At 57.3% G+C, this 20,372-nt stretch carries 20 protein-coding genes; 15 read left to right on the top strand and 5 right to left on the bottom strand.

What is annotated here, in order from left to right; all coding sequences use genetic code 11:
* Positions 1-327: 327 nt before the first annotated feature.
* The 11 genes from pqqA to BKP64_RS17980 all read left to right on the top strand — a co-directional run bounded on the left by pqqA (position 328) and on the right by BKP64_RS17980 (position 10,727).
* Positions 328-399, top strand: a complete 72-nt coding sequence (gene pqqA / locus BKP64_RS19195; protein WP_007153157.1) for a pyrroloquinoline quinone precursor peptide PqqA — start codon at positions 328-330, stop codon at positions 397-399.
* A gap of 55 nt (positions 400-454) precedes the next feature.
* Positions 455-1,384 carry a pyrroloquinoline quinone biosynthesis protein PqqB gene (gene pqqB, locus BKP64_RS17935; RefSeq protein ID WP_070973099.1) on the top strand — a complete coding sequence of 310 codons (930 nt, stop codon included), beginning with the start codon at positions 455-457 and terminating at the stop codon, positions 1,382-1,384.
* Entirely contained in the window at positions 1,381-2,136 is a 756-nt protein-coding gene (gene pqqC, locus BKP64_RS17940; RefSeq protein ID WP_070973102.1) for a pyrroloquinoline-quinone synthase PqqC, read from the top strand. Before pqqB ends, pqqC begins: the two co-directional genes overlap by 4 nt.
* Positions 2,137-2,412, top strand: a complete 276-nt coding sequence (gene pqqD / locus BKP64_RS17945; RefSeq protein WP_070973103.1) for a pyrroloquinoline quinone biosynthesis peptide chaperone PqqD — start codon at positions 2,137-2,139, stop codon at positions 2,410-2,412. It abuts the gene before it with no gap.
* The gene (gene pqqE, locus BKP64_RS17950; protein WP_070973106.1) at positions 2,409-3,557 is read left to right on the top strand and encodes a pyrroloquinoline quinone biosynthesis protein PqqE; all 1,149 of its coding nucleotides are present in this window, start codon (positions 2,409-2,411) and stop codon (positions 3,555-3,557) included. The genes pqqD and pqqE overlap by 4 nt, the downstream gene beginning before the upstream one ends.
* Positions 3,523-5,439 (top strand): alpha/beta hydrolase family protein, encoded by a 1,917-nt coding sequence (locus BKP64_RS17955; RefSeq protein WP_083329258.1) that lies wholly within the window; start codon positions 3,523-3,525, stop codon positions 5,437-5,439. Before pqqE ends, BKP64_RS17955 begins: the two co-directional genes overlap by 35 nt.
* Before the next feature lie 44 nt (positions 5,440-5,483).
* A complete protein-coding gene (gene ercA, locus BKP64_RS17960) occupies positions 5,484-6,647 on the top strand; it encodes an alcohol dehydrogenase-like regulatory protein ErcA (RefSeq protein ID WP_070973108.1) in 1,164 nt (387 codons plus the stop codon).
* Positions 6,631-8,388 (top strand): PAS domain-containing hybrid sensor histidine kinase/response regulator, encoded by a 1,758-nt coding sequence (locus tag BKP64_RS17965; RefSeq protein ID WP_070973110.1) that lies wholly within the window; start codon positions 6,631-6,633, stop codon positions 8,386-8,388. Before ercA ends, BKP64_RS17965 begins: the two co-directional genes overlap by 17 nt.
* A 77-nt stretch (positions 8,389-8,465) precedes the next feature.
* On the top strand, positions 8,466-8,750 hold the full coding sequence (locus BKP64_RS17970; protein WP_070973112.1) for a hypothetical protein: 285 nt from the start codon (positions 8,466-8,468) through the stop codon (positions 8,748-8,750).
* Between the two features lie 62 nt (positions 8,751-8,812).
* Positions 8,813-10,189, top strand: coding sequence for a class II fumarate hydratase (locus BKP64_RS17975; RefSeq protein WP_070973114.1), 1,377 nt, complete (start codon positions 8,813-8,815; stop codon positions 10,187-10,189).
* A 55-nt stretch (positions 10,190-10,244) separates the two neighbouring features.
* Positions 10,245-10,727, top strand: a complete 483-nt coding sequence (locus tag BKP64_RS17980; RefSeq protein WP_070973116.1) for a CDP-archaeol synthase — start codon at positions 10,245-10,247, stop codon at positions 10,725-10,727.
* A gap of 12 nt (positions 10,728-10,739) precedes the next feature.
* On the opposite strand, the gene BKP64_RS17985 is transcribed toward BKP64_RS17980, so the two are convergent.
* Entirely contained in the window at positions 10,740-11,714 is a 975-nt protein-coding gene (locus tag BKP64_RS17985) for a metallophosphoesterase (RefSeq protein WP_070973118.1), read from the bottom strand.
* Positions 11,715-11,927: 213 nt separating this feature from the next.
* Between BKP64_RS17985 and msrA the strand changes: the two genes are divergently transcribed.
* On the top strand, positions 11,928-12,584 hold the full coding sequence (gene msrA, locus BKP64_RS17990) for a peptide-methionine (S)-S-oxide reductase MsrA (protein WP_070973121.1): 657 nt from the start codon (positions 11,928-11,930) through the stop codon (positions 12,582-12,584).
* An 11-nt stretch (positions 12,585-12,595) separates the two neighbouring features.
* The gene (gene msrB, locus BKP64_RS17995; protein ID WP_070973123.1) at positions 12,596-13,021 is read left to right on the top strand and encodes a peptide-methionine (R)-S-oxide reductase MsrB; all 426 of its coding nucleotides are present in this window, start codon (positions 12,596-12,598) and stop codon (positions 13,019-13,021) included.
* A gap of 31 nt (positions 13,022-13,052) precedes the next feature.
* On the opposite strand, the gene sorU is transcribed toward msrB, so the two are convergent.
* From sorU to nhaD, 4 genes are all read right to left on the bottom strand, one after another.
* Positions 13,053-13,376 (bottom strand): SorU family sulfite dehydrogenase c-type cytochrome subunit, encoded by a 324-nt coding sequence (gene sorU, locus BKP64_RS18000; RefSeq protein ID WP_083329259.1) that lies wholly within the window; start codon positions 13,374-13,376, stop codon positions 13,053-13,055.
* 64 nt (positions 13,377-13,440) lie between these two features.
* Positions 13,441-14,667: a SorT family sulfite dehydrogenase catalytic subunit gene (sorT, locus tag BKP64_RS18005; RefSeq protein WP_070973125.1), complete on the bottom strand. Its 1,227-nt coding sequence runs from the start codon at positions 14,665-14,667 to the stop codon at positions 13,441-13,443.
* A 245-nt stretch (positions 14,668-14,912) separates the two neighbouring features.
* Positions 14,913-15,896: a calcium/sodium antiporter gene (locus BKP64_RS18010; protein WP_198402627.1), complete on the bottom strand. Its 984-nt coding sequence runs from the start codon at positions 15,894-15,896 to the stop codon at positions 14,913-14,915.
* Positions 15,897-15,905: 9 nt separating this feature from the next.
* A complete protein-coding gene (gene nhaD / locus BKP64_RS18015) occupies positions 15,906-17,156 on the bottom strand; it encodes a sodium:proton antiporter NhaD (RefSeq protein WP_070973772.1) in 1,251 nt (416 codons plus the stop codon).
* Between the two features lie 323 nt (positions 17,157-17,479).
* Here nhaD and mqo point away from each other — a divergent pair, with 323 nt between their 5' ends.
* A complete protein-coding gene (gene mqo, locus BKP64_RS18020; protein ID WP_070973127.1) occupies positions 17,480-18,961 on the top strand; it encodes a malate dehydrogenase (quinone) in 1,482 nt (493 codons plus the stop codon).
* 154 nt (positions 18,962-19,115) lie between these two features.
* Entirely contained in the window at positions 19,116-20,348 is a 1,233-nt protein-coding gene (locus BKP64_RS18025; protein ID WP_070973129.1) for an ATP-grasp domain-containing protein, read from the top strand.
* Positions 20,349-20,372: the final 24 nt, after the last annotated feature.

Genomic DNA, 20,372 nt, shown 5'->3' on the forward strand with positions numbered 1-20,372 from the left:
AAGCGGCAAGCGGGCCCATCCACACGGGCCCGGATGTGAGTCAGCACAGTGGATGTGCGCCTTCGTTCCCCCGGTGTCTGGCCGGGGGCGCTCCTGCGGGAGCCTCTGGGTTTTCTGTCACTCTCTTCAGGTCCTTCCCAGGGCCTTTTTTTCTGTGTGCAGGGAACGAAACCGGACCTCCTGTGGTCTCGGTCTTTAGGACCCCGAAAAACAGTGCCAAAGTAGCATTTTGGGTTCTGGTGACCATCGATACGATGAAAGCTGAGTTATCAGCTAGACTGATAATGCACCATCAATGCCTAACAACGACGACAAGAGGTGAGCATTATGTGGACCAAACCAGCCTACGAAGACCTGCGGATCGGTTTTGAAGTAACTATGTACTTCGCCAACCGCTGAGCAAACCGGACGGCCAGCGCACTTTCGCTGGCCGTTTTTTTTCGGAGTTCTTCCAATGCAGATTCACGTCCTCGGCTCCGCTGCCGGCGGTGGCTTCCCCCAGTGGAATTGCAACTGCACCAACTGCGACGGTTTCCGTAGCGGGACCCTCAACGCCCGCGCTCGCACCCAGTCCTCGATTGCCGTTAGTGAGGATGGTGAACACTGGATTCTGTTTAATGCGTCCCCGGACATCCGTGCCCAGCTGGCTTCTTTTGCAGCGATGCAGCCAGCACGCACTCTGCGCGACACGGGGATTGATGCCATCCTGCTGATGGACAGTCAGGTGGACCACACCACGGGGTTGTTATCCCTGCGGGAAGGACTGCCCATGGATGTGTGGTGCACCGAACAGGTTCATGAAGACCTGAGTGGCGGCTTTCCGCTTTTCACCATGCTGAAACACTGGAACGGTGGCCTGAACTGGCGGCCGATTGAAGCGTCCGAGCAAACGCCATTTGCTATACCATGCGCGCCGTCGATCCGGCTGACCGCCATTCCGCTCCTGAGCAATGCACCGCCCTATTCGCCCCGTCGGGATAACCCCCATCCGGGGGACAACATTGGCATTTTCCTGGAAGATACCCGTACCGGACAGAAGGTGCTATACGCGCCGGGCCTGGGTGAGCCCGACGAGCGCATTCTGGACTGGATGAGAAAAGCGGATGTGTTGCTGGTCGACGGTACCGTCTGGCATGACGATGAAATGATTCGCCAGGAAGTGGGGACCAAGACGGGGCAGGCGATGGGGCATCTGGCTCAGAGCGGCCCGGGCGGCATGATCGACGTGCTGGATTCCATGGGTGCCGGTCGCAAGATTCTCATCCATATCAACAACACCAATCCGATCCTGAACGAAGACTCTCCCGAGCGTGCCGAGCTGACCCGGCATGGTATCGAGGTGTCCTGGGACGGAATGCACATAGACTTGTCGGGGCCGCTATGAACGCCATTGCCAATACCGCCATGAACCGTCAGGACTTTGAGCAGGCCCTGCGGGACAAGGGCCGTTTCTATCACATTCACCACCCGTATCATAAAGCCATGTACGGGGGGCAGTGTACGCCGGAACAGATCCGCGGCTGGGTCGCGAACCGGTACTATTACCAGATCAGGATACCCCAGAAAGATGCTGCGATTATGGCCAACTGTCCCGACGCCAGCGTGCGCCGGATGTGGTTGCAGCGGATTCTGGATCACGATGGCCATGACGGCGATGCCGGTGGAATCGAAGCCTGGCTGAGCCTGGCTGAAGCCGTTGGCCTTACCCGGGAAGAAGTCATTGACCAGCGCCACGTGCTGCCGGGTGTCCGGTTTGCCGTGGATGCCTACCTGAATTTTGCCCGCAGGGCCACTTGGCAGGAAGCCGCCTGTTCGTCATTGACCGAGTTGTTTGCCCCGGAGATTCACCAGTCCCGACTGGACAGCTGGCCCCAGCACTACCCCTGGATCGATGAGGGTGGTTACAGTTATTTCCGCAAACGTTTGTCCGAGGCCCGGCGGGATGTGGAGCACGGTCTGTCTATTACCCTGGATCATTTCACCACAGCGGCTCAGCAGGCGCGGGCACAGGACATACTGCAATTCAAACTGGACATCCTGTGGTCCATGCTCGATGCCCTGACCATGGCTTACATGCATAAGACGCCGCCGTTCCATACCGTCACTGACCAGCAAGTCTGGCATCGGGGGCTGTAAATGGAGAGCATGATGGCGAGGACCCCGCGATTTCGCCGCGGTTTCAGATTCCAATGGGAGCCAGCACAGGAGTCTTATGTCGTGCTCTATCCGGAAGGCATGGTGAAGCTTAACGGTAGTGCTGGCGCTATTCTCAATGAAGTGGATGGTCAGCGCAGCGTCGCAGATATCGTTTCATCACTGGAGCAGAAATTCCCGGATGCAGGTTCACTTGGCCAGGATGTGGCTGATTTCCTGCAGGATGCCGAGAAGCAACACTGGATCGAACTGACATGACTGCACCCGCCGCGCCGCAAATGCCACCGTCTGTTGGTCCGCCACTCTGGCTGCTGGCGGAGCTGACCTATCGCTGCCCGTTGCAGTGCCCCTACTGCTCAAACCCGCTGGACTTTGCCCAGACTGAGAGTGAGTTAACCACCGAAGAGTGGGTAAGTGTGCTGCGTCAGGGGCGGGCGATGGGGGCTGCGCAGCTGGGCTTTTCCGGAGGCGAACCGCTGGTGCGCCAGGATTTGCCGGAATTGATCTCGGAAGCGCGCCACCTGGGTTATTACACCAACCTGATTACCTCTGGTCTCGGGTTGACCGAGGCCAAAGTCGAAGCGTTCGCGGAAGCCGGACTGGACCATATTCAGGTCAGTTTTCAGGCCTCTGATCCTGAGCTCAATAACGCGGTGGCGGGTTCGCGAAAGGCATTTGACCAGAAGTTGGCCATGGCCCGGGCCGTCAAGGAAGCGGGCTACCCCATGGTGCTCAATTTCGTTATTCATCGGCACAACATCCACCAGATGAACGACATCATCAGTCTGTGTGACCGGTTGGGGGCCGACTATGTCGAGCTGGCTACCTGTCAGTACTACGGCTGGGCCTTCGAGAACCGGGAGGGCCTGATGCCCTCTAAAGCCCAGCTCGAAAAGGCTGAGGCAGAGGTGAACGACTATCGGCGTCGACTCGAGGCTGACGGGTCGCTGATGAAGCTGATTTTCGTGACCCCTGATTATTATGAGGAACGCCCCAAGGCGTGCATGAACGGGTGGGGCAGCCTGTTCCTGACCGTGGCACCGGATGGAACTGCATTGCCATGCCACAGTGCCCGTCTGCTGCCTATCGAGTTCCCCAACGTCCGCGATATGGAACTCAGGAGCATCTGGTATGACAGCCCCGGCTTTAATCACTACCGCGGCGACAGCTGGATGCCGGAACCCTGCCGCTCATGTGATGAGAAGGGCAAAGACTTTGGCGGTTGCCGTTGCCAGGCTTACCTGTTGACAGGCAACGCGGATAACGCCGACCCGGTGTGCAGCAAATCTCCGCATCATGATCGGATTCTTGCGGCCAGGAGGGCCGCGGACCATGCCACGGCGGGCATTGAAGAGCTGACCTTCCGAAATGCGAACAACTCACGGCTATTCTTCCGGGGCTGACCAGGTCCCGGCCTCTCTGACTTCGGGCGACTCTGCGCCCTGTTTGTCTGCCTGGGACGCTGCATCGTCGCTTCGGCAGTTCGGGGATCTTTCGGTATCGGAGCGGGGTGTGTTCTGGCTGACTTTTGAGCCGAGCGTTGGCGGGACCGTTATTACCGCACTGGATGCCGGAGGCTCCTGCCGACCGCTTGACCAGTCCCTGGCCATTCGCAGCCGGGTTAACGGGTATGGAGGCGGAGCACTTTGTGCTGGCAGCGATTGCCTGTATGCCGTGTCTGAGGAGCAACAGATTGTTCGCCTTGACCTGGCCAGTCACAAGAGCCAGGTGCTGGCAGGCAGTGGCCCGGACTGCTTTGGCGGGTTAGTCGCCGATACCGCGCGTCAGCGCGTTCTGGCAGTGCGTGAAACAGCAGCCGGGCAGCAGTTGGTTGCGGTTGATAATCAGGGCTGTCTGGAGCTTCTGCATCAGGGCGAAGACTTTTATGGTGCTCCGGTACTTTCCTCCGACGGCCGGCAAATTGCCTGGATTTCCTGGCAATTGCCGGACATGCCCTGGATCCGGTCCACGCTCTGGACCGCTGCGCTGGATGAACAGGGAGTTCTTGGCGATGCCCGGGCGTGGTCAGCACCCATTGATGGCAGTATCCAGCAGCCGGTGTTTGACGGCGACGATTTGTGGGTGCTGTCGGACCACGACGGCTGGTGGCAGCCCTTTCGTTTCGTAGCCCATCACGGCATCGGCGTCTGGCTGAAGGGGGAAGCGCCCGATCTTGATCATGCCAGTGCACCATGGCAATTGGGGGAGCACCATCACTGCCATTTTCCTGGGGGTGGCTGGCTGCGGGTCAGGTACAGCCAGGGCGGTGGTGAACTTTGGCTCAGGCAACCGGGCGCGCGTGAGCCGGTTCGTCTGGCACGGGCATACGGTGACTTTCGTTGCCTCCAGACGTATGGGGAATGCATCTACTGCATAGCACGTTCCGCTAACACGATGGACGCTGTGCTACAGATCCATCCCGAAACCGGAGAGGTAAACGTTCTGGCCGGAGGCGAGCCGCCCTGGTCAAGCCGGAGTGTCGTGCAGCCCCTTCGGTTCGAGATCCCGTCCGATGAGGCAGTGGAGTTTCCGGTATCCGGTTTTTTCTACTGTCAGAAGACGCCGGGCGATGCGCCACCTGCGTTGATTCTTATTGCCCACGGGGGGCCGACATCCGCTGCGTATCCGGTATTCAACCCACAGGTCCAGTTCTGGTGCCAGCGGGGCTTTGCTGTTGCCGAGGTGAATTATCGGGGCAGCAGCGGGTTTGGCCGGGCTTACCGGATGGCACTGGCCGGCCGTTGGGGTGAGGCGGACGTGGAAGACATGGAGCGTGCCGCTGATCACCTTTCCGGCCATGGCCTTGCCAGCCGGGAGAAGGTGTTTATTCAGGGGCGCAGTTCCGGTGGCTACACCGCACTCATGGCAATGATCCAGAGTGACCGTTTTGCCGGAGGTGCCAGCCTCTTCGGTGTCACCGACCCGTTAAGGTTGCGCGCCATGACTCACCGCTTCGAATCCGGCTATCTGGATTGGTTGCTCGGTTCACCGGCAGCCTTCCCTGACCGCTGGCACGAACGTACGCCGTTGAATCGTGCCGCAGCTATTTCTGCCCCCGTAATCTTTTTTCAGGGCGGGCGGGATCAGGTGGTGGTGCCGGAGCAGACCCGGGCTATGGTCTCTGCGATCAAGGCCGCGGGCGGATTTCCGCAACTGCATTGGTTCGAGGAAGAAGGTCATGGCTTTCGCCAGCAGGCCAACCAGGCGGGCGTGCTCGAATGGTTGTTCAGTTTTTACCGAAAACATAGCCTAAAGGCCGATGATCACGCTGAACACTTGAGTTAGACTCTCGGGTATTCCTATAAAAACAAACTGTCGAGTACACCCCGATGAGCCACGACATTTCCTCACTGCGCAAGTTTGTTTCGCCCGAAATTGTGTTTGGCGCCGGTTCCCGCAAGTCGGTCGCCAATTTTGCCAGCAATTTCGGCGCCCGCCATGTGCTTCTGGTATCGGACCCGGGCGTGGCGGCTGCTGGCTGGGTTAATCAGATTGTTACCCTGTTAACCGAAGCGGGAATCCGCTCGACGGTGTTTACCGGTGTCTCGCCGAACCCCAAGGTGGAGGAGGTGATGACCGGTGCCGAGCTCTACCGGGCCAGTGAATGCGACGTCATTGTGGCCATTGGTGGCGGCAGCCCCATGGATTGCGCCAAGGGTATCGGAATTGTCGCAACCCACGGGCGGAATATTCTGGAATTTGAGGGAGTGGACACCATCACCAATCCGCCGCCACCCCTCATCCTGATTCCAACCACGGCAGGCACCTCGGCTGATGTTTCCCAGTTTGCGATCATTTCCGACCCTGACCGCCGGTTCAAGTTTTCCATTATCAGCAAGGCGGTGGTTCCGGACGTCTCCCTGATTGACCCGGAAGTAACGGAAACCATGGATGCCTACCTGACCGCCTGCACCGGCGTGGATGCCCTGGTTCACGCCATTGAGGCGTTTGTTTCCACCGGCAGTGGTCCGCTCACCGATACCCATGCACTGGAAGCGATCCGGCTTATCAATCGTCATCTTGAGCCACTGGTGAGCAATACCGCAGATCCGTTCCTGAGGGAGCAGATCATGCTGGCGTCAATGCAGGCGGGGCTGGCCTTTTCCAATGCGATTCTCGGCGCGGTGCATGCTATGTCCCACAGTCTGGGCGGTTTCCTGGATCTGCCCCATGGCCTGTGCAACGCCTTGCTGCTGGAGCACGTGGTGGCTTATAACTTTGACTCAGCCGAGGATCGTTTCCGCAGAGTGGCTGAAGCCATGGATATTGATACCCGCGGCATGGGTAAAGCCGAGATCAAGAAGCGCCTGATGGGCCGGATTATCGATCTGAAGAAAAAAGTGGGTCTGGAAGCCAGGCTTGCGCAACTGGGCGTAACCGTGTCGGACATACCCTATCTGTCGGGGTTTGCTCTGCAAGACCCGTGCATTCTCACCAACCCGCGCAAGTCGTCGTTGCGGGATGTCCAGGTCGTCTATGAAGAAGCCCTCTGACCCGCAGGACAGTGGCTATGGAATTGGCGATCTGCTTGGTCTGGGAAGCCAGTCCGTCCGCAAGAACTATTATCCGGCCCTCCAGGAGCGGATTGACGAGCTGGAACAGGAGCGCAACCGATATAAATGGCTGTTTGAGAACGCCCTTCACGGCATCTTTCAGGCAAATCTGCGCGGTGGTTTCGTCGCCTGCAACCAGGCCATGGCCCGGATATGCGGATACGAAAATGCGGACGACCTTAAGCGCCGGGTAATCCGGCTGCGCGAGCAGCTGTTTTGCAGTGCCGCCGAGTTTGATGCCGTGCGTCAGGAATTGCTCGACAACGGCAGCCTCAGCGCCCGGGAAACCCGGTTGCGGCGGGCGGACCAGACGCCTGTTTATGTGGCGATTACACTGTTGCGGCGGCCCGATCTCGGTCCGGAAGTGGTGGAAGCCTTTGTGGCGGACATCACCGAGCGTGTTCAGGCGCGTCATAAACTGGAGCAGCTCAACCTCGATCTTGAGCACAGGGTGGAGGAACGAACCGAGGCTTTGCAGAATGCCAACGTCGGCCTGCGATATCAGATTGAAGAACGGGAAAAGGTGGAGCGTGAACTCGTTCTGGCCATGGAATTGGCGCAGGATGCCAATCGCAGCAAAGATAAATACCTGGCTGCTGCCAGCCACGACCTGCTACAGCCCCTGAACGCGGCCCGTCTGATGATCTCTGCATTACAGGACAGCCACCTGCCTGAGCAGGAAAGCCGGATGGTACACCAGGTGCACCGGGCCCTTGAGGGGGCGGAGGATCTGCTGGCGGATCTGCTGGATATCTCCAAGCTTGATCAGCAAGCCATGCAGCCGGACCTGACATTCACGGATCTGGCAGAACTCCTGAAAGGCCTTGGCGAGGAGTTCGATGCTGTGGCCACCAACGCCGGCCTGGATTTCCGGGTCCACACCCGGCCGGCACTGGTAAGAACCGACCACCGCATGCTTATTCGCATCGTCCGTAACCTGCTTAGCAACGCCTTCCGCTATACCCGGGCTGGCGGTGTGTTGTTGGCTCTTCGAATCCGCGGTGACCAGCTCCGGATCGAGATCTGGGACACCGGAGTGGGTATTGAGTCCAACAAGCTGAGAGATATCTTTACTGAATTTCATCAGTTGTTGCCACAGGGTACCGGGGGCCGTCAGGGCGTCGGCCTGGGACTGGCCATTGTTGAACGAATGGCCAGAGTGCTCGGATACCAGGTAGATGTGACGTCACGGCCGGGACAGGGCTCCCGGTTTGTGGTCAGCCTGCCCCTGGAACAGGCAGCCACGCACGCGGTTCCGTCAAAGCCACAGGGGTTCGACGCGTTTAACGGAGGACTTGAGGGTGCGCGGGTGCTGGTCATTGATAACGAGCCTGCCGTCCTTGAGAGTATGAACCTGCTGCTGCAACGCTGGGGTTGTTCGGTACTGACCGCCGCCGCTGAATCTGAGGCGTTGGCCATACTGGATCGGCTTAGCGCGGATGAGGCGCCCTCGGTCATTCTGGCCGACTATCACCTCGACAACGACCTGACTGGCTGTGAGGCCATTCACGCAGTGCGTCGTGCACTCGGGCTCGATATTCCGGCCGCGGTGATTACCGCCGATCGCAGCGATGAGACCCGGCAGCTGATGCGTACCCAAAACCTCCCGATTCTGAACAAACCGGTCAAACCGAACCGGTTGCGGGCATTGCTCACAAGCCTCTTGTCCAGCCCCGGATAACACTTTCTCCCACCTGCGATTTCGATGTAACCGTCTACACTTATCCTGAACGACCACCACAGGATGAGGTTACTGCTATGAATGCTCACGAAAGCGGTCTCACCAATCATGAAGTTACCATCTGCCTTGCCGGCGGCGCTGTGCTCGGTCCTTTCAATGCGACCTGGAGCAAGGATGAGGGCGGGGATGTGCGGGAACTTGTGCGCGAATACGATGCCTATCTCCAGGGGGAGAAACAGCATCGCTTCAAGTTTCACCTGCACGATACCTACACCAATACGGTCCATACCCTGATTCTCAACTTTGAACAGGTGACCGGGGTTTGTGATCATGTCCGGCTCAGATCACAGAACGGTGGCTGATACAAAGCCCGGACCGTTCTGTACACGCAGACGACCCGATATGCGCACAGACAGGAGGGAGCATGAGCGAATACAGAACGGAAAAAGACAGCCTTGGTGAGGTTCGCGTTCCTGCAGATGCGCTCTGGGGTGCCCAGACCCAGCGGGCCGTCGAAAATTTCCCGGTTAGCGGGCAGCCTGTGCCCAAAGCGTTCATTGCCGCAGTGGCTCATGTCAAACAGGCTGCAGCCGAGGCCAACACCAGTCTTGGATTGCTCGATAATGAGCGCCGGGACGCGATTGTCGATGCCTGTCGGACGTTGATTAACGGCGAATACGTTGATCAGTTTCCGGTAGACCGGTATCAGACCGGTTCCGGCACCAGTACCAATATGAACGCCAACGAAGTCATTTCGGCAATCGCCCGCAAGCACGGTGCCGAGGTGCACCCCAACGATCATGTCAACATGAGTCAAAGCTCCAATGATGTGATTCCCACAGCGATTCATGTCAGTTCGGTGATAGCCACCAAGCAACAATTGATTCCTGCGCTGACACACCTCCGAGGCGTTATCTACGAGCGTGAGGCCATTTTTTCGGAGCAGGTGAAGACCGGGCGAACCCATTTGATGGATGCCATGCCGGTGACATTGGGCCAGGAGCTCAGGACGTGGCGGGAGCAGTTGGTGGCGGTGGAAAAGCGGGTTGAAGCGGCGGTCGATGAACTGCTCGCCGTGCCTCAGGGTGGAACGGCGGTTGGCACCGGGGTGAATGCCGCACCGGAGTTCGCCGACCAGTTTATCCGGTTTCTTAAGTCGAACACCGGCTATCCGTTCTCCTCACTGGAGCACAAGTTTGTGGGCCAGAGCGCGGTGGACGGCCCGGTTGCGCTGTCTGCCCAACTCAGGGGTGTGGCGATCGTGCTTACGAAGATTGCCAACGATTTGCGCTGGATGAATAGTGGCCCTATCCATGGCCTTGCGGAAATAAGCCTGCCAGCGTTGCAGCCTGGTAGCAGTATCATGCCCGGTAAGGTCAACCCGGTTATTCCGGAATCTGTGGCCATGGTGGGTGCCCAGGTGATGGGCCTTGACAGTGCTGTGGCAATCGCCGGCCAGTCCGGCAATTTCCAGCTTAACGTTATGTTGCCTCTTGTTGGCAGTAACCTGATCGATATGACAGATCTGCTCAGTAACGCGTCGAACATGTTGGCTGACAAGGCAATCCGGGATTTCACGGTAAATACCGAGACCCTTGATGCCGGCGTTGGTCGCAATCCGGTGCTGGTTACTGCGCTGAATCCGGAGATTGGCTACAGCCTCGCGGCGGATATCGCCAAGGAAGCCTATCGCACCGGTCGGCCGGTGATTGACGTGGCGGAGGAGCGAAGTGGTCTCAGCCGGAAGCGGCTGGAAGAGCTGATGGACCCTCTGAAGCTGACTCGTGGTGGGCTCGCCTGAGCTCTTTGAGTGGCAACCGGACAGATGCGGTACTGTTGCACAGGAGGCGCGGCACTTGCTGATATACCTGGAGTTGTTCGTAATGCTGGTGCTGGCCAACGGTGCTCCGGTGGTCGCCTCGCGCGTGCTCAAAGGCCATTGGGGCGAGCCGGTTGATGGCGGTCGGCTATGGAAAGATGGCCGTCCGATACTGGGCGCCAGTAAAACATGGCGGGGACTGGTGTCTGGCTCGCTAAGCTGTGCCCTGTTTTCGCTGATCACCGGCCTGGGTTTCATTTTCGGGTTTTTGTTCGGGTTGCTGGGCTTGCTGGGTGACCTCATCAGCAGCTTCACCAAGCGCCGCCTCGGGCTTCAATCAAGCTCCAGGGCCCTGGTCCTGGATCAGGTTCCGGAGGCGGCTCTGCCCATGGTTATGGCGGTATTCTGGCTGGGTGTGGGGTGGGGACCTTCGGTTCTGATTGTTGTCTTCTTCACCCTGTCGAACATTTTTTTCTCCCCATTACTGTATCGCCTTGGCATCCGGCGTCAGCCTCATTAACCGCCGCGAAGATTACGCCGGTCCGCGGGTCAGGGTGTGTATGGTGACTTCTGGAGGGCAGTTGAGCCTGACATTAATCACAGATGTGCCCGAGCCCGGCGAGGTATAGCCGTGCATGCCATTGACTCGCCAGTAACCCCGGCCAAGGTTGCGCGGGCAGTCCGAGTCCAGCGTAACGGGAATGCCGCCGGGCAGGCAGATTTGCCCGCCGTGGGTATGGCCGCAGAGAAAAATGTCGTAGCCGGCGTGGGCCGCTTCGCGCCATATTTCAGGGGTGTGGCTGAGCAGAATGCTGATACCTCCGGCGGGAATGTTGTCCCCGGCCCTGTGAAGATTATGGGCTTTGTAAAAGTGAGCGTCGTCCACTCCTGACAGGTAAACGTGCTCTCCTTTGTGCTCGATGGGTGCCATTTCGTTCATCAGAAGTGAGTAGCCCATGTCTTCGAGCGCTGGCACCATGCGGATGCTGTCGTGATTGCCCAGAACCGCGAAGGTTTTGCCGCGAATAGCGTCCCGCAGCCGGGCCATGCCACTCAGAGCCTCATCTATGGGGCCCCAGGTCAGTTTCCGGTAATCACCGGTGAGAACGCACAGGTCGTACTCCAGTGGCTCAATTTTCCGGATGACGGCCTGCAGGTTTGCTTCATCCATGTCCACGTGGAGATCGGTGAGATGCAGGATGCGAAACCCTTCAAACGCGGCTGGCAAGTCGGTCAGGTGGAAACGGTTGTGGACGGTGTGGATCTGCCGGCTGTTGTTCTGGGCCCGGCCATAAAGGCCGACGAGCTTCAGGCAAAAGCGAATAAAACCCGGAGCAGTGGCCAGATTCTCCAGGTGGAAAGAGGTATGGTCCCGGCCGAAAATCATGGCGTCCGCTTCCTGTTCTATGCCCAGGCGCTGGCGGGCATGAACGGGACCGAGCCGGAGGCTCAGGCGATACTCCAGGAGTTCATCCTGGTTTTCAGGTGTTCGGGCCCTTGCCGTCATTTTTTTTCCCTGATATGCGGAGCGGGCGACTGCCAATGAAGTTTGTTGCAAACCCTGTGTTTCATTATGGATACGCCTCCGGGGGATGCAACCGTAAAGACATAATGTTCATGTTTTCGTATAGCACTATGCCATTGGCAAAACGGCAGCGTAACAGCCACAATTCACGACAAGAAAGATCCCAACACATACATCTTGAGATTCGAGGGCAACATGGCGACATCATGTGATATTCCCGGGCTGAGCGTGCCCCGAAGCCGTTTTCCCGATCCCGAACGGGATCTGGCGCAAGCAGGTGGCGAAGCTCGACTCGTCCTCGCTGGAGGCTGCTTCTGGTGTGTCGAAGCGGTATTCCTGGCTATGGACGGTGTCCAGAAAGTGGAATCCGGCTATGCGGGAGGTGATGCCGATACCGCGAATTACGAAGCGGTTTGTACCGGGACGACCGGCCACGCCGAAGCGGTGGATATTCACTATGACCCTTCGAAGGTCAGTTTTGGTGAATTGCTCAAGGTCTTTTTCTCGGTCGCCCACGACCCGACCCAACTGAACCGGCAAGGGAATGACCGGGGCACCCAGTACCGATCGGCGATTTTTTTCGAAACGCCGGATCAGCAACTGGTTGCCGAGGCCTATATTCATCAACTGGATGCGGGCGGTGTCTATGAGGCTCCTATCGTTACCACTCTGGAACCGCTGGAGACCTTCTATCCGGCTGAGGCGTATCACCAGAACTTTGCCGCCCGGAACCCATACCAGCCATACATCATGGCGGTCGCGGCTCCGAAAATGGAAAAGCTGGTCGATCGCTATGGGGATCGGCTGAAACCGGAATATGCGAACGACGACAACTCCGACAACATGGCCTGAAGGGGTAAACCATGAGTGTTTCTGCAGCAGGTTATGACCTGACACCGCTGACGAAAGCGGAAATTGATGAGAAGGCGGCGGATCTCACGCCGGAAGAGCGTACGGTGCTGCTTGATCACGGTACCGAACACCCGTTCTGCGGAACGCTGCTGGACAATAAGCAGGCCGGTGTATACCACTGTCGTCTGTGTGATTTGCCGTTATTCAGTTCGGACTCGAAGTTTGATTCCGGCACCGGATGGCCCAGCTTCTTTCAGCCGTTTGACCCGGAGCACATCCGCTACCTGGAAGATAACAGTATGGGCATGATGCGCACCGAGATCCGTTGCCCTCGCTGCGACAGCCACCTGGGACATGTGTTCCCCGACGGTCCGCCACCGAGTGGTCAGCGCTACTGCCTGAACTCCATCGCAATGGTTTTCCGGGAAAACGGCTGATACTGGAAATGGGGCTTTGCGCCCCGTTTTTTTATGGCTTGCCACCGGTTACCGAGGAAATGTAGCGCGCCACGGCATTGATCTGCTCTTCCGAAAGCGATTCACTGAAAGCCGGCATAATACCTACTCCACTGGTGACTGCATTTCGGACCTGATCCTCAGACGGTGCCAGTTCGTCCAGGTTGGGGCCAATCTCACCTGATGCGCCCGCATCTGACAGTGTGTGGCAGATAGTGCAGGACGGTTGGGCTTCCTGAGTAAAAACCTGCTTTCCACGTTCTGCAAGATCGCCTGCCGTGGCACTGGTCGCCAGCAAACCGGCCACCAGGAACATTATCGGTTCTCGTCTTTTCATGAATTGTTTCCGGTCTGTATGGCAGGGGGCCGCCTGGAACCTTGGCTCTGGCCCCCCGCCCGGTTCATCCGACAGTGATGGTTACGCCGTGGTCATTCCAGCCATTGTGGCCATAACCACGTTCGTTTTCCGTGCGACCTTCGGGCTGAGAGTTGCCCTTTACATCAGTGGCCTTGCTGACAACACGGTATTCACCCGGTGACAGGTCGGCAGCCATGACAAACGGGCGCCAGGCATTCGGGCCAAGGTCTGGGCCGAGGAAACGGGCCTGTTTCCAGGTTTTTCCGCCATCCAGCGAAACATCGACCTTTTCCAGATCAACGGTGCCGCCAAAGGCAACACCATAAATCATGTTGCGGCCGCTTGCGGTGTTGGTGAGCGGTGCGGTCACCCAGGATTTCACGTTCATTTCCCACATGGACGGCTGGTCTGGTGCGCCCTTCTTGCCGATATCCCGAATGCGATAGCCTGAGGCTTGAATCTTCGCGGTAGTCTGGCCCTCGGTAAAGGCGACGTTTTTAACGTACTTCACGTTATTCACGCCATAGTAGCCGGGAACTACCATTCGCAGTGGTCCACCGTGGGTCAGGGGTAGTGGTTCGTCATTCATTTCCCAGGCAAGCAGGGCGTGATCCATGGCCCGAACTGGCACCGACCGTTCCACCATAACCGTTTTCGGGTCCAGCCCGTCGGGCAGCTCTTCACCACCGGTGCTGGTTATGTACCTGGTGCCTTCTGCAGGGCCGCCGAGCGTGTCAACCACATCTTTCAGCGGTACTCCGGTCCACATGACACAGCCGGCCGCACCCACGGACCATTGCGTGCCGCTGGCGCCGTGGGGGAAAAAGGCGCGACCGTTGCCAGAGCACTGCAGTACCGATGCGACGGTGGTAACGCCCATTTTCTTTAAATCTCCGATGGTCAGGGTTTTGGGGTTTTTTACGCCCTCAATGCGCACTTCCCAGGCATCGCGGTCAGCAACGATGGACTCGGGAGGTGCAGGCAGGTTGTTACGCACAAACAGTCGGTCACTAGGTGTCAAAACGCCGTTACCGATTGCGCCGCGCTGGGTTTCCATGGTGTTGGCGCTATGGACGATCAGCGCGCTGCGGTCTTTCCACGCCGCATAGTCAGGCAAGGTTTTGGGTTCCTCTGCCTTCGCTAAAGGAGTGAGCCCGAGCAGGCTGACTGCTGCCATGGCGCCTGCACTGCCAACCAAAAGGCTTCGTCTTCCGGGGTTCTCCAGGCCGGGAACGTTCCGGCCCCGCTGGAGAGTTGCTTCCTGTTTCATGATCCGTCTCCTTGGATAGTTTGTTTTCGGACGGTGAGGCCATTGCCGCGGACCCTCCGCAGCAGGCAATATCCTTATTACTTATAGGAGCTGATTGATAAATGATCAACTGAAGACGGGCCATTCACGGCGTCTTTATTAACGCTGTTTTTGTAATGCCCTGATTGGCCGGAAGCGGTGGCCTGAAGTTATGCCGGGGAGTGGTGAGGCTGAATAACTCAGCCTCACACTTTGATAAAGCGGGGTCAGGCTGCAGAAGCGGATACCACGGTGGACAGGAGGTATCCGGTGTAGGTCACATAAACCAGAAGCAGAACGGCGCCATCGACGCGGCTGATGACTTTTTTCCAGCCTGTGAGGCCAAAACCCATCACCAAAAGCCCGACAGTCAGTGCCAGCATCAACATCCAGTCCCGGTACAGGACCTCCGGATCCACCGCCAATGGCTCGATTACTGCGGCCAGCCCGACCACCGCCAGGGTGTTGAAGATTCCCGAGCCCAGAATGTTGCCGAGGATCAGGTCATGCTCGTTCTTTTTGACCGCCGCCAGGGCTGAAGCCAGCTCAGGCAGTGACGTGCCAATAGCGACAATAGTCAGCCCGATAACAAGGTCACTCACGCCCAGGCTTTGAGCAATGGAAACCGCGCCCCAGACCAGAAGACGTGAGCTGACAACCAGCAGGATCAAGCCAACCACCAGCCATATGACGGCGGTTTTCAGTGGCATGGGGTGGGCAATGATTTCCGCATCCGCATCGCTTGCAAGGCCGTCGGATTTGCCTTGCATGCCCTGGTAAATAGACCAGCCCATCACCGCGGCGAAGACGGCCAGTAACACCCAGCCATCAAGCCGGGACAGTTCTCCGTCGATTAGCTGCGCGCCGGCAATCAGTGTCAATACCACCAACAAGGGCAGTTCTTTTCGGATCACCTGGGAGTGCACCGCAATAGGAGCGATCACCGCCGTGAGACCGACGATCAGGGCAATATTGGTAATGTTGGATCCGTAACCGTTACCCAGGGCCAGGCCCGGGTTGCCGTCGGCTGCAGCCATTGCGGAAACCGCAAGCTCCGGAGCGGAGGTGCCAAAGCCGATAATCACCATGCCTATCAGCAGGGCGGGCATGCCCAGGTGCTTGGCAGTCGCCGCAGCGCCTTCCACGAACTTGTCGGCACTCCAGACCAGCAGCACAAGGCCGGCCAGGATGGCACCAATTGCCATAACCATAGAAAAACCTCAGTTGATGAAGCGCCCGAGCATGTAGACGCCAGCGTAACCCAGGGTATAGGCCGCCAAAAGATGGGCAAGATACCGCATATAGCGGCCGAAGGTCAGCCCCTCAATCTTGCTCATGGCCACAATGCCGGCAGCGGAGCCGATAATCAGCAGTGAACCGCCAACGCCCACGGCATAGGTCAGCCCCATCCACTCACCAGGGCTCATCTCAATGCCGGCCTTGAGCAGGGCTGCGGTTAATGGAACGTTATCAATGACCGCCGAGAAAATGCCCATCAGGTAGTTTGCATAGAGGGGCGGCATTACATCATAAATAGCTACGAAGGAATCCAGTGCATGTATTTCTTTGAGCATGCCAACCAGCAGGAGTATGCCGAGGAAGAACAGCAGTGTTTCAAACTCGATGACCCGTATGTATTCCAGAATCGGGTCCAGGTCATTGTCATCGCTCATGAATCGGGAGACCAGGAACATGATGGAAAGCCCGAAAAGGAAGGTCAGAACCGGTGGAACACTGAACAGAGCGTTGCTGGCAATGGTACACAGGATTGTTAACAAAAAGAGCCCGCTGATCACAGCATCTACGGGTCGGATTTCAGTTTTTGTGGAGTGCAGGGTGACGGTGCCTGTCAGGCCCCTGGAGAGGAATATCGCGAGCACGAAAACGGTCAGTGAAGCAGGTACCGCCAGAGTCAGCAAAGTCAGTATTTCCACCTTGTCGGCGAGGAAAATCATCAGCGTGGTGACGTCGCCGGTAATCAGTGACACACCTCCTGAGTTCACCGCAAAAACCACCAGCGTGATGAACTGAAGACGCTTTTTCAGCTCAAGATCAAGGGAGAGGATCAGGGAGCATGAGACTAACGTAGCGGTGATATTGTCTGCCAAAGAGGAGAAAATAAAACAGAAAAGACCGGTCAGGAACAGCAGTTTCCGTTCGTTTACCTGTTTCGGCATGATCAGATAGATGAGGTTTTCGATCATTCCCTTTTTGTTCAGGTAAGCGACGAAGGTCATGGCCGCGACAAGGAACAGCCACAGGCCCGCTATTTCAGCAATGCTTTCGGAAAGGCCTTTGGAAATCGAGGCGGTTTCCTCTTCACTGCCGCTGGCCAGAAACAGAAGAATCCAGCTCAGCGTGCCAAAGAACAGGGTTACCTTGGCCTTGTTGACGTGGGTGACCTCTTCAAAAATGACGCCGAGGAGCGCCAGAACAGCAAGAGTAATCAGAACAGCTTCAAGGGAAGACATTGGGGAAATCCCGTCCAGGTTTTCAGAAACAAAGGCCGGAGTTGGCCGAAGAAAAATTCGCCGCAAGATTTTAGACCTTTGAACCTTGTCGGGCCACTGTCCGTAAGTGGCAGGCATAAGGTAAATCATGGCCGTCGCGATTCCGGCTGCAATGATTGACATACTCAATTTATTATTTCGATGAAAATCGGGATAATTGCTCCCAATTTCAGACAGGAAGTAAACGGCAGTGCCTTTTACCTTGCGCTCGACCGGCTTCCGACAGGCCTCTCTGCTGATCGTGGAGGGGTAAACAGGTTCAATACTAGCTAGGGTATAAACCAATGGCCGCTAGACAGGCAGATGTAGTGCTGGTCGGCGGTGGCGTCATGAGCGCCACCCTCGGCATGATGCTCAGGCAGCTCGACCCGTCCCTGGACATCGTCATGGTGGAGCGTCTTGACCACGTTGCCCATGAAAGCACGGACGGATGGAATAATGCAGGCACCGGTCACGCCGGCTACTGTGAGCTGAATTACACCCCAGAAACCGACGATGGCGACGTTGCCATCGACCGGGCGCTCCAGATAAACGCCCAGTTCGAAGTTTCGCTTCAGTTCTGGTCGTATCTGGTCGAACAGGGCATGCTGCCGGACCCCAAGACATTCATTAACCGCACCCCGCACCAGAGCTTTGTCTGGGGCGAGAAGGATGTGGCGTTCCTGAAACAGAGGTTCGAGCGCTTGAGTGCCCACCATCTGTTCCGGGAAATGGAATACACGGAATCCCCGGAAGAGCTGGAGCAGTGGATGCCTCTCGTGGTCAAGCACCGGGATCCGATGCAACCTGTGGCTGCCACTCGCATCAGGCATGGTGCCGATGTCGATTTCGGCTCGCTGACCCGAAGCATGGTGAGCTACCTGGAAAGCCAGCCCAACTTTGAGTTGATGCTGAGCAGCCCGGTGCACTATATCGACCAGCGCGACAATGGTCGCTGGAAGGTGCGGGTGAAAAACCAGAAAACCGGAGAGCTGACCAAGCTTGAAGCCGGTTTTGTATTTCTTGGCGCTGGTGGCGGTGCCCTGCCGATGTTGCAGAAATCCGGCATTGAGGAGGCTCGGGGATACGGTGGCTTCCCGGTCAGTGGTCAATGGCTGGTGTGTCGCAAACCGGAAGTCGTCGAACAACATCACTCCAAGGTCTATGGTAAAGCCCCGATTGGCGCGCCTCCCATGTCGGTGCCACATCTGGATACCCGGATCATCAACGGCGAACCGGCCCTGCTGTTTGGCCCATTTGCCGGCTTTACCACCCGCTTCCTGAAACAGGGTTCGGTTTTTGATCTGCTTGGTTCCGTGAAGCCAACCAATCTGCGCCCGATGTTGTCGGTGAGCAAGAGCAACATGGACCTTACACGGTATCTGATTGGCGAAGTGTTCCAGTCCCATAGCGATCGTGTTGCCGCGCTGCGTAACTTTTTCCCGGATGCCCGCGAGGAAGACTGGGAGCTGAAGATGGCTGGCCAGCGGGTCCAGATTATCAAGCAGATTGACGGTGGTGGCGGCAAGCTGGAGTTCGGTACAGAGATTGTAGCGGCCAAAGACGGCACGCTGGCAGCCCTGCTGGGAGCATCGCCTGGCGCCTCCACTGCGGCTAATGCCATGCTTACCGTACTTGAGCGCTGTTTCCCTGAGAGTTTCAAGACCGCCGAATGGCAGGAACGGATGAAAAAACTGGTGCCCTCGTACGGTCAGTCGCTGGTAAATGATGAGCAGCTGCTGCTGAAAGTGCGAGAGCGGACCCTCTCGGCCCTTAAGTTGGCCTGATATTACTAATCGATATATAAGACATTGAAGCACTGAGTGTGGCGGGTTTAAAACCGGCACGCTAAGTGCTTTTTTTGTTTTTTGGCCAGTCTAGTTTGCGATTTTTCAGTTAACGCGTAGGGTAAATAGACACCCCAAGCAAAGGAGAGAGCCTATGAGCGAGCATAAGTACAATCCGGACAAGGGGTACGTTGCACTCCTTGGTTGGAGTCTCAACGCCGTCGAAGCCGCAGACAAGTTCGACCGACGTTATGTCGTTGTCGCTCCGGACTGGGCCGAAGCTTACTGCAAAGAGCACGACATCCCCTACGTACCGTGGAACTTCGAGCGCCTTAACGACCGATCCGTTGAAATCGCCCAGACCCTCAAAGACATGGGCGTGGATGTGGCCATTCCCCTGTTTGAGGAAACCGTCGAGTGGGCGGGTGCGATCAACTCGGTCCTCATGGACAAGCCGCGTCTGTTCGGTCAGGCCATGTTGCTGCGCGACAAGGCCTTGATGAAGCGTCGTGCCCAGCTCGGCGGCATCCGGGTAGGCATCTTTGAGGAAGCCCACGACAAAGGCGACGTGATCCGCTTCCTTAAACGGGTAAATCAGACCCTGCTGAAGCTGGATGGCGACCCGAACGACCCGATTCACCTCAAGGCATTTGACAAGGCCGGTTGCCTCGGTCACAGGGTTATTCGTACGCCGGATGAGGTCGACACCATCCCCGAAGAAGAGTTTCCGGTGCTGATGGAATCCCACCTGGACGGATGGGAGTTTGCGGTAGAAGCCTGGATTCACAACGGCAAGATCGCTTTCCTGAACATCTCCGAGTACGTGACTCTGGGGTATTCCGTGTTTGTTCCGGCAACACCGGACCTTGAAAAGTATCGGGACCAGATCCGGGGCGAAATCGAAAAGCTGATCAAGACTTTCGACATTGAGTTTGGTTTCATCCACCCCGAGTATTTCGTGACCAGTGACAGGACCATGTACTTTGGTGAAGTGGCGTATCGCCCGCCGGGCTTCAAGGTGTTTGAGCTGCTTGAACGCGCGTATGGTTTCAACGCCTACCAGGGCATGATCATGACTTTTGATCCAAAGACCACTGAGGAAGAAGTGAAAGCGTTCTTCCCGAAAGAGGTTGTGGATGCCAAAGGCTATGCCGGCTGCTTCGGTGTTTACCCGCGTCGTCGGGTGGTCAGCAAGTTGGAAATCCCGGAAGAGACCGAGAATCACGAGTATTTCGAGTCTCACGAGCTGACACCGCCGCTGGAGGAGACTGTCACCAAGCGGACTGCATTCGGTACGCATTGGGGGCTGGTGTATTTCTTCGGTGAGGATCCATACGTTATGAGAGATCTCCTGAAACATCAGGAAGAACTCGATTTCTATGTATAATCGGGAGCTGTCTTAACAACAACT

This window comes from Marinobacter salinus (assembly GCF_001854125.1).
Taxonomy (GTDB): Bacteria; Pseudomonadota; Gammaproteobacteria; order Pseudomonadales; family Oleiphilaceae; genus Marinobacter; species Marinobacter salinus.

What these genes read in the sequence shown, in the direction of transcription:
- pqqB (WP_070973099.1), top strand. Translation starts at nt 455, where the DNA reads ATGCAGATTCACGTCCTCGGCTCCGCTGCCGGCGGTGGCTTCCCCCAG.
- pqqC (WP_070973102.1), top strand. Translation starts at nt 1,381, where the DNA reads ATGAACGCCATTGCCAATACCGCCATGAACCGTCAGGACTTTGAGCAG.
- pqqD (WP_070973103.1), top strand. Translation starts at nt 2,137, where the DNA reads ATGGAGAGCATGATGGCGAGGACCCCGCGATTTCGCCGCGGTTTCAGA.
- pqqE (WP_070973106.1), top strand. Translation starts at nt 2,409, where the DNA reads ATGACTGCACCCGCCGCGCCGCAAATGCCACCGTCTGTTGGTCCGCCA.
- BKP64_RS17955 (WP_083329258.1), top strand. Translation starts at nt 3,523, where the DNA reads ATGCGAACAACTCACGGCTATTCTTCCGGGGCTGACCAGGTCCCGGCC.
- ercA (WP_070973108.1), top strand. Translation starts at nt 5,484, where the DNA reads ATGAGCCACGACATTTCCTCACTGCGCAAGTTTGTTTCGCCCGAAATT.
- BKP64_RS17965 (WP_070973110.1), top strand. Translation starts at nt 6,631, where the DNA reads ATGAAGAAGCCCTCTGACCCGCAGGACAGTGGCTATGGAATTGGCGAT.
- BKP64_RS17970 (WP_070973112.1), top strand. Translation starts at nt 8,466, where the DNA reads ATGAATGCTCACGAAAGCGGTCTCACCAATCATGAAGTTACCATCTGC.
- BKP64_RS17975 (WP_070973114.1), top strand. Translation starts at nt 8,813, where the DNA reads ATGAGCGAATACAGAACGGAAAAAGACAGCCTTGGTGAGGTTCGCGTT.
- BKP64_RS17985 (WP_070973118.1), bottom strand. Translation starts at nt 11,714, where the DNA reads ATGACGGCAAGGGCCCGAACACCTGAAAACCAGGATGAACTCCTGGAG.
- msrA (WP_070973121.1), top strand. Translation starts at nt 11,928, where the DNA reads ATGGCGACATCATGTGATATTCCCGGGCTGAGCGTGCCCCGAAGCCGT.
- msrB (WP_070973123.1), top strand. Translation starts at nt 12,596, where the DNA reads ATGAGTGTTTCTGCAGCAGGTTATGACCTGACACCGCTGACGAAAGCG.
- sorU (WP_083329259.1), bottom strand. Translation starts at nt 13,376, where the DNA reads ATGAAAAGACGAGAACCGATAATGTTCCTGGTGGCCGGTTTGCTGGCG.
- sorT (WP_070973125.1), bottom strand. Translation starts at nt 14,667, where the DNA reads ATGAAACAGGAAGCAACTCTCCAGCGGGGCCGGAACGTTCCCGGCCTG.
- BKP64_RS18010 (WP_198402627.1), bottom strand. Translation starts at nt 15,896, where the DNA reads ATGGTTATGGCAATTGGTGCCATCCTGGCCGGCCTTGTGCTGCTGGTC.
- nhaD (WP_070973772.1), bottom strand. Translation starts at nt 17,156, where the DNA reads ATGTCTTCCCTTGAAGCTGTTCTGATTACTCTTGCTGTTCTGGCGCTC.
- mqo (WP_070973127.1), top strand. Translation starts at nt 17,480, where the DNA reads ATGGCCGCTAGACAGGCAGATGTAGTGCTGGTCGGCGGTGGCGTCATG.
- BKP64_RS18025 (WP_070973129.1), top strand. Translation starts at nt 19,116, where the DNA reads ATGAGCGAGCATAAGTACAATCCGGACAAGGGGTACGTTGCACTCCTT.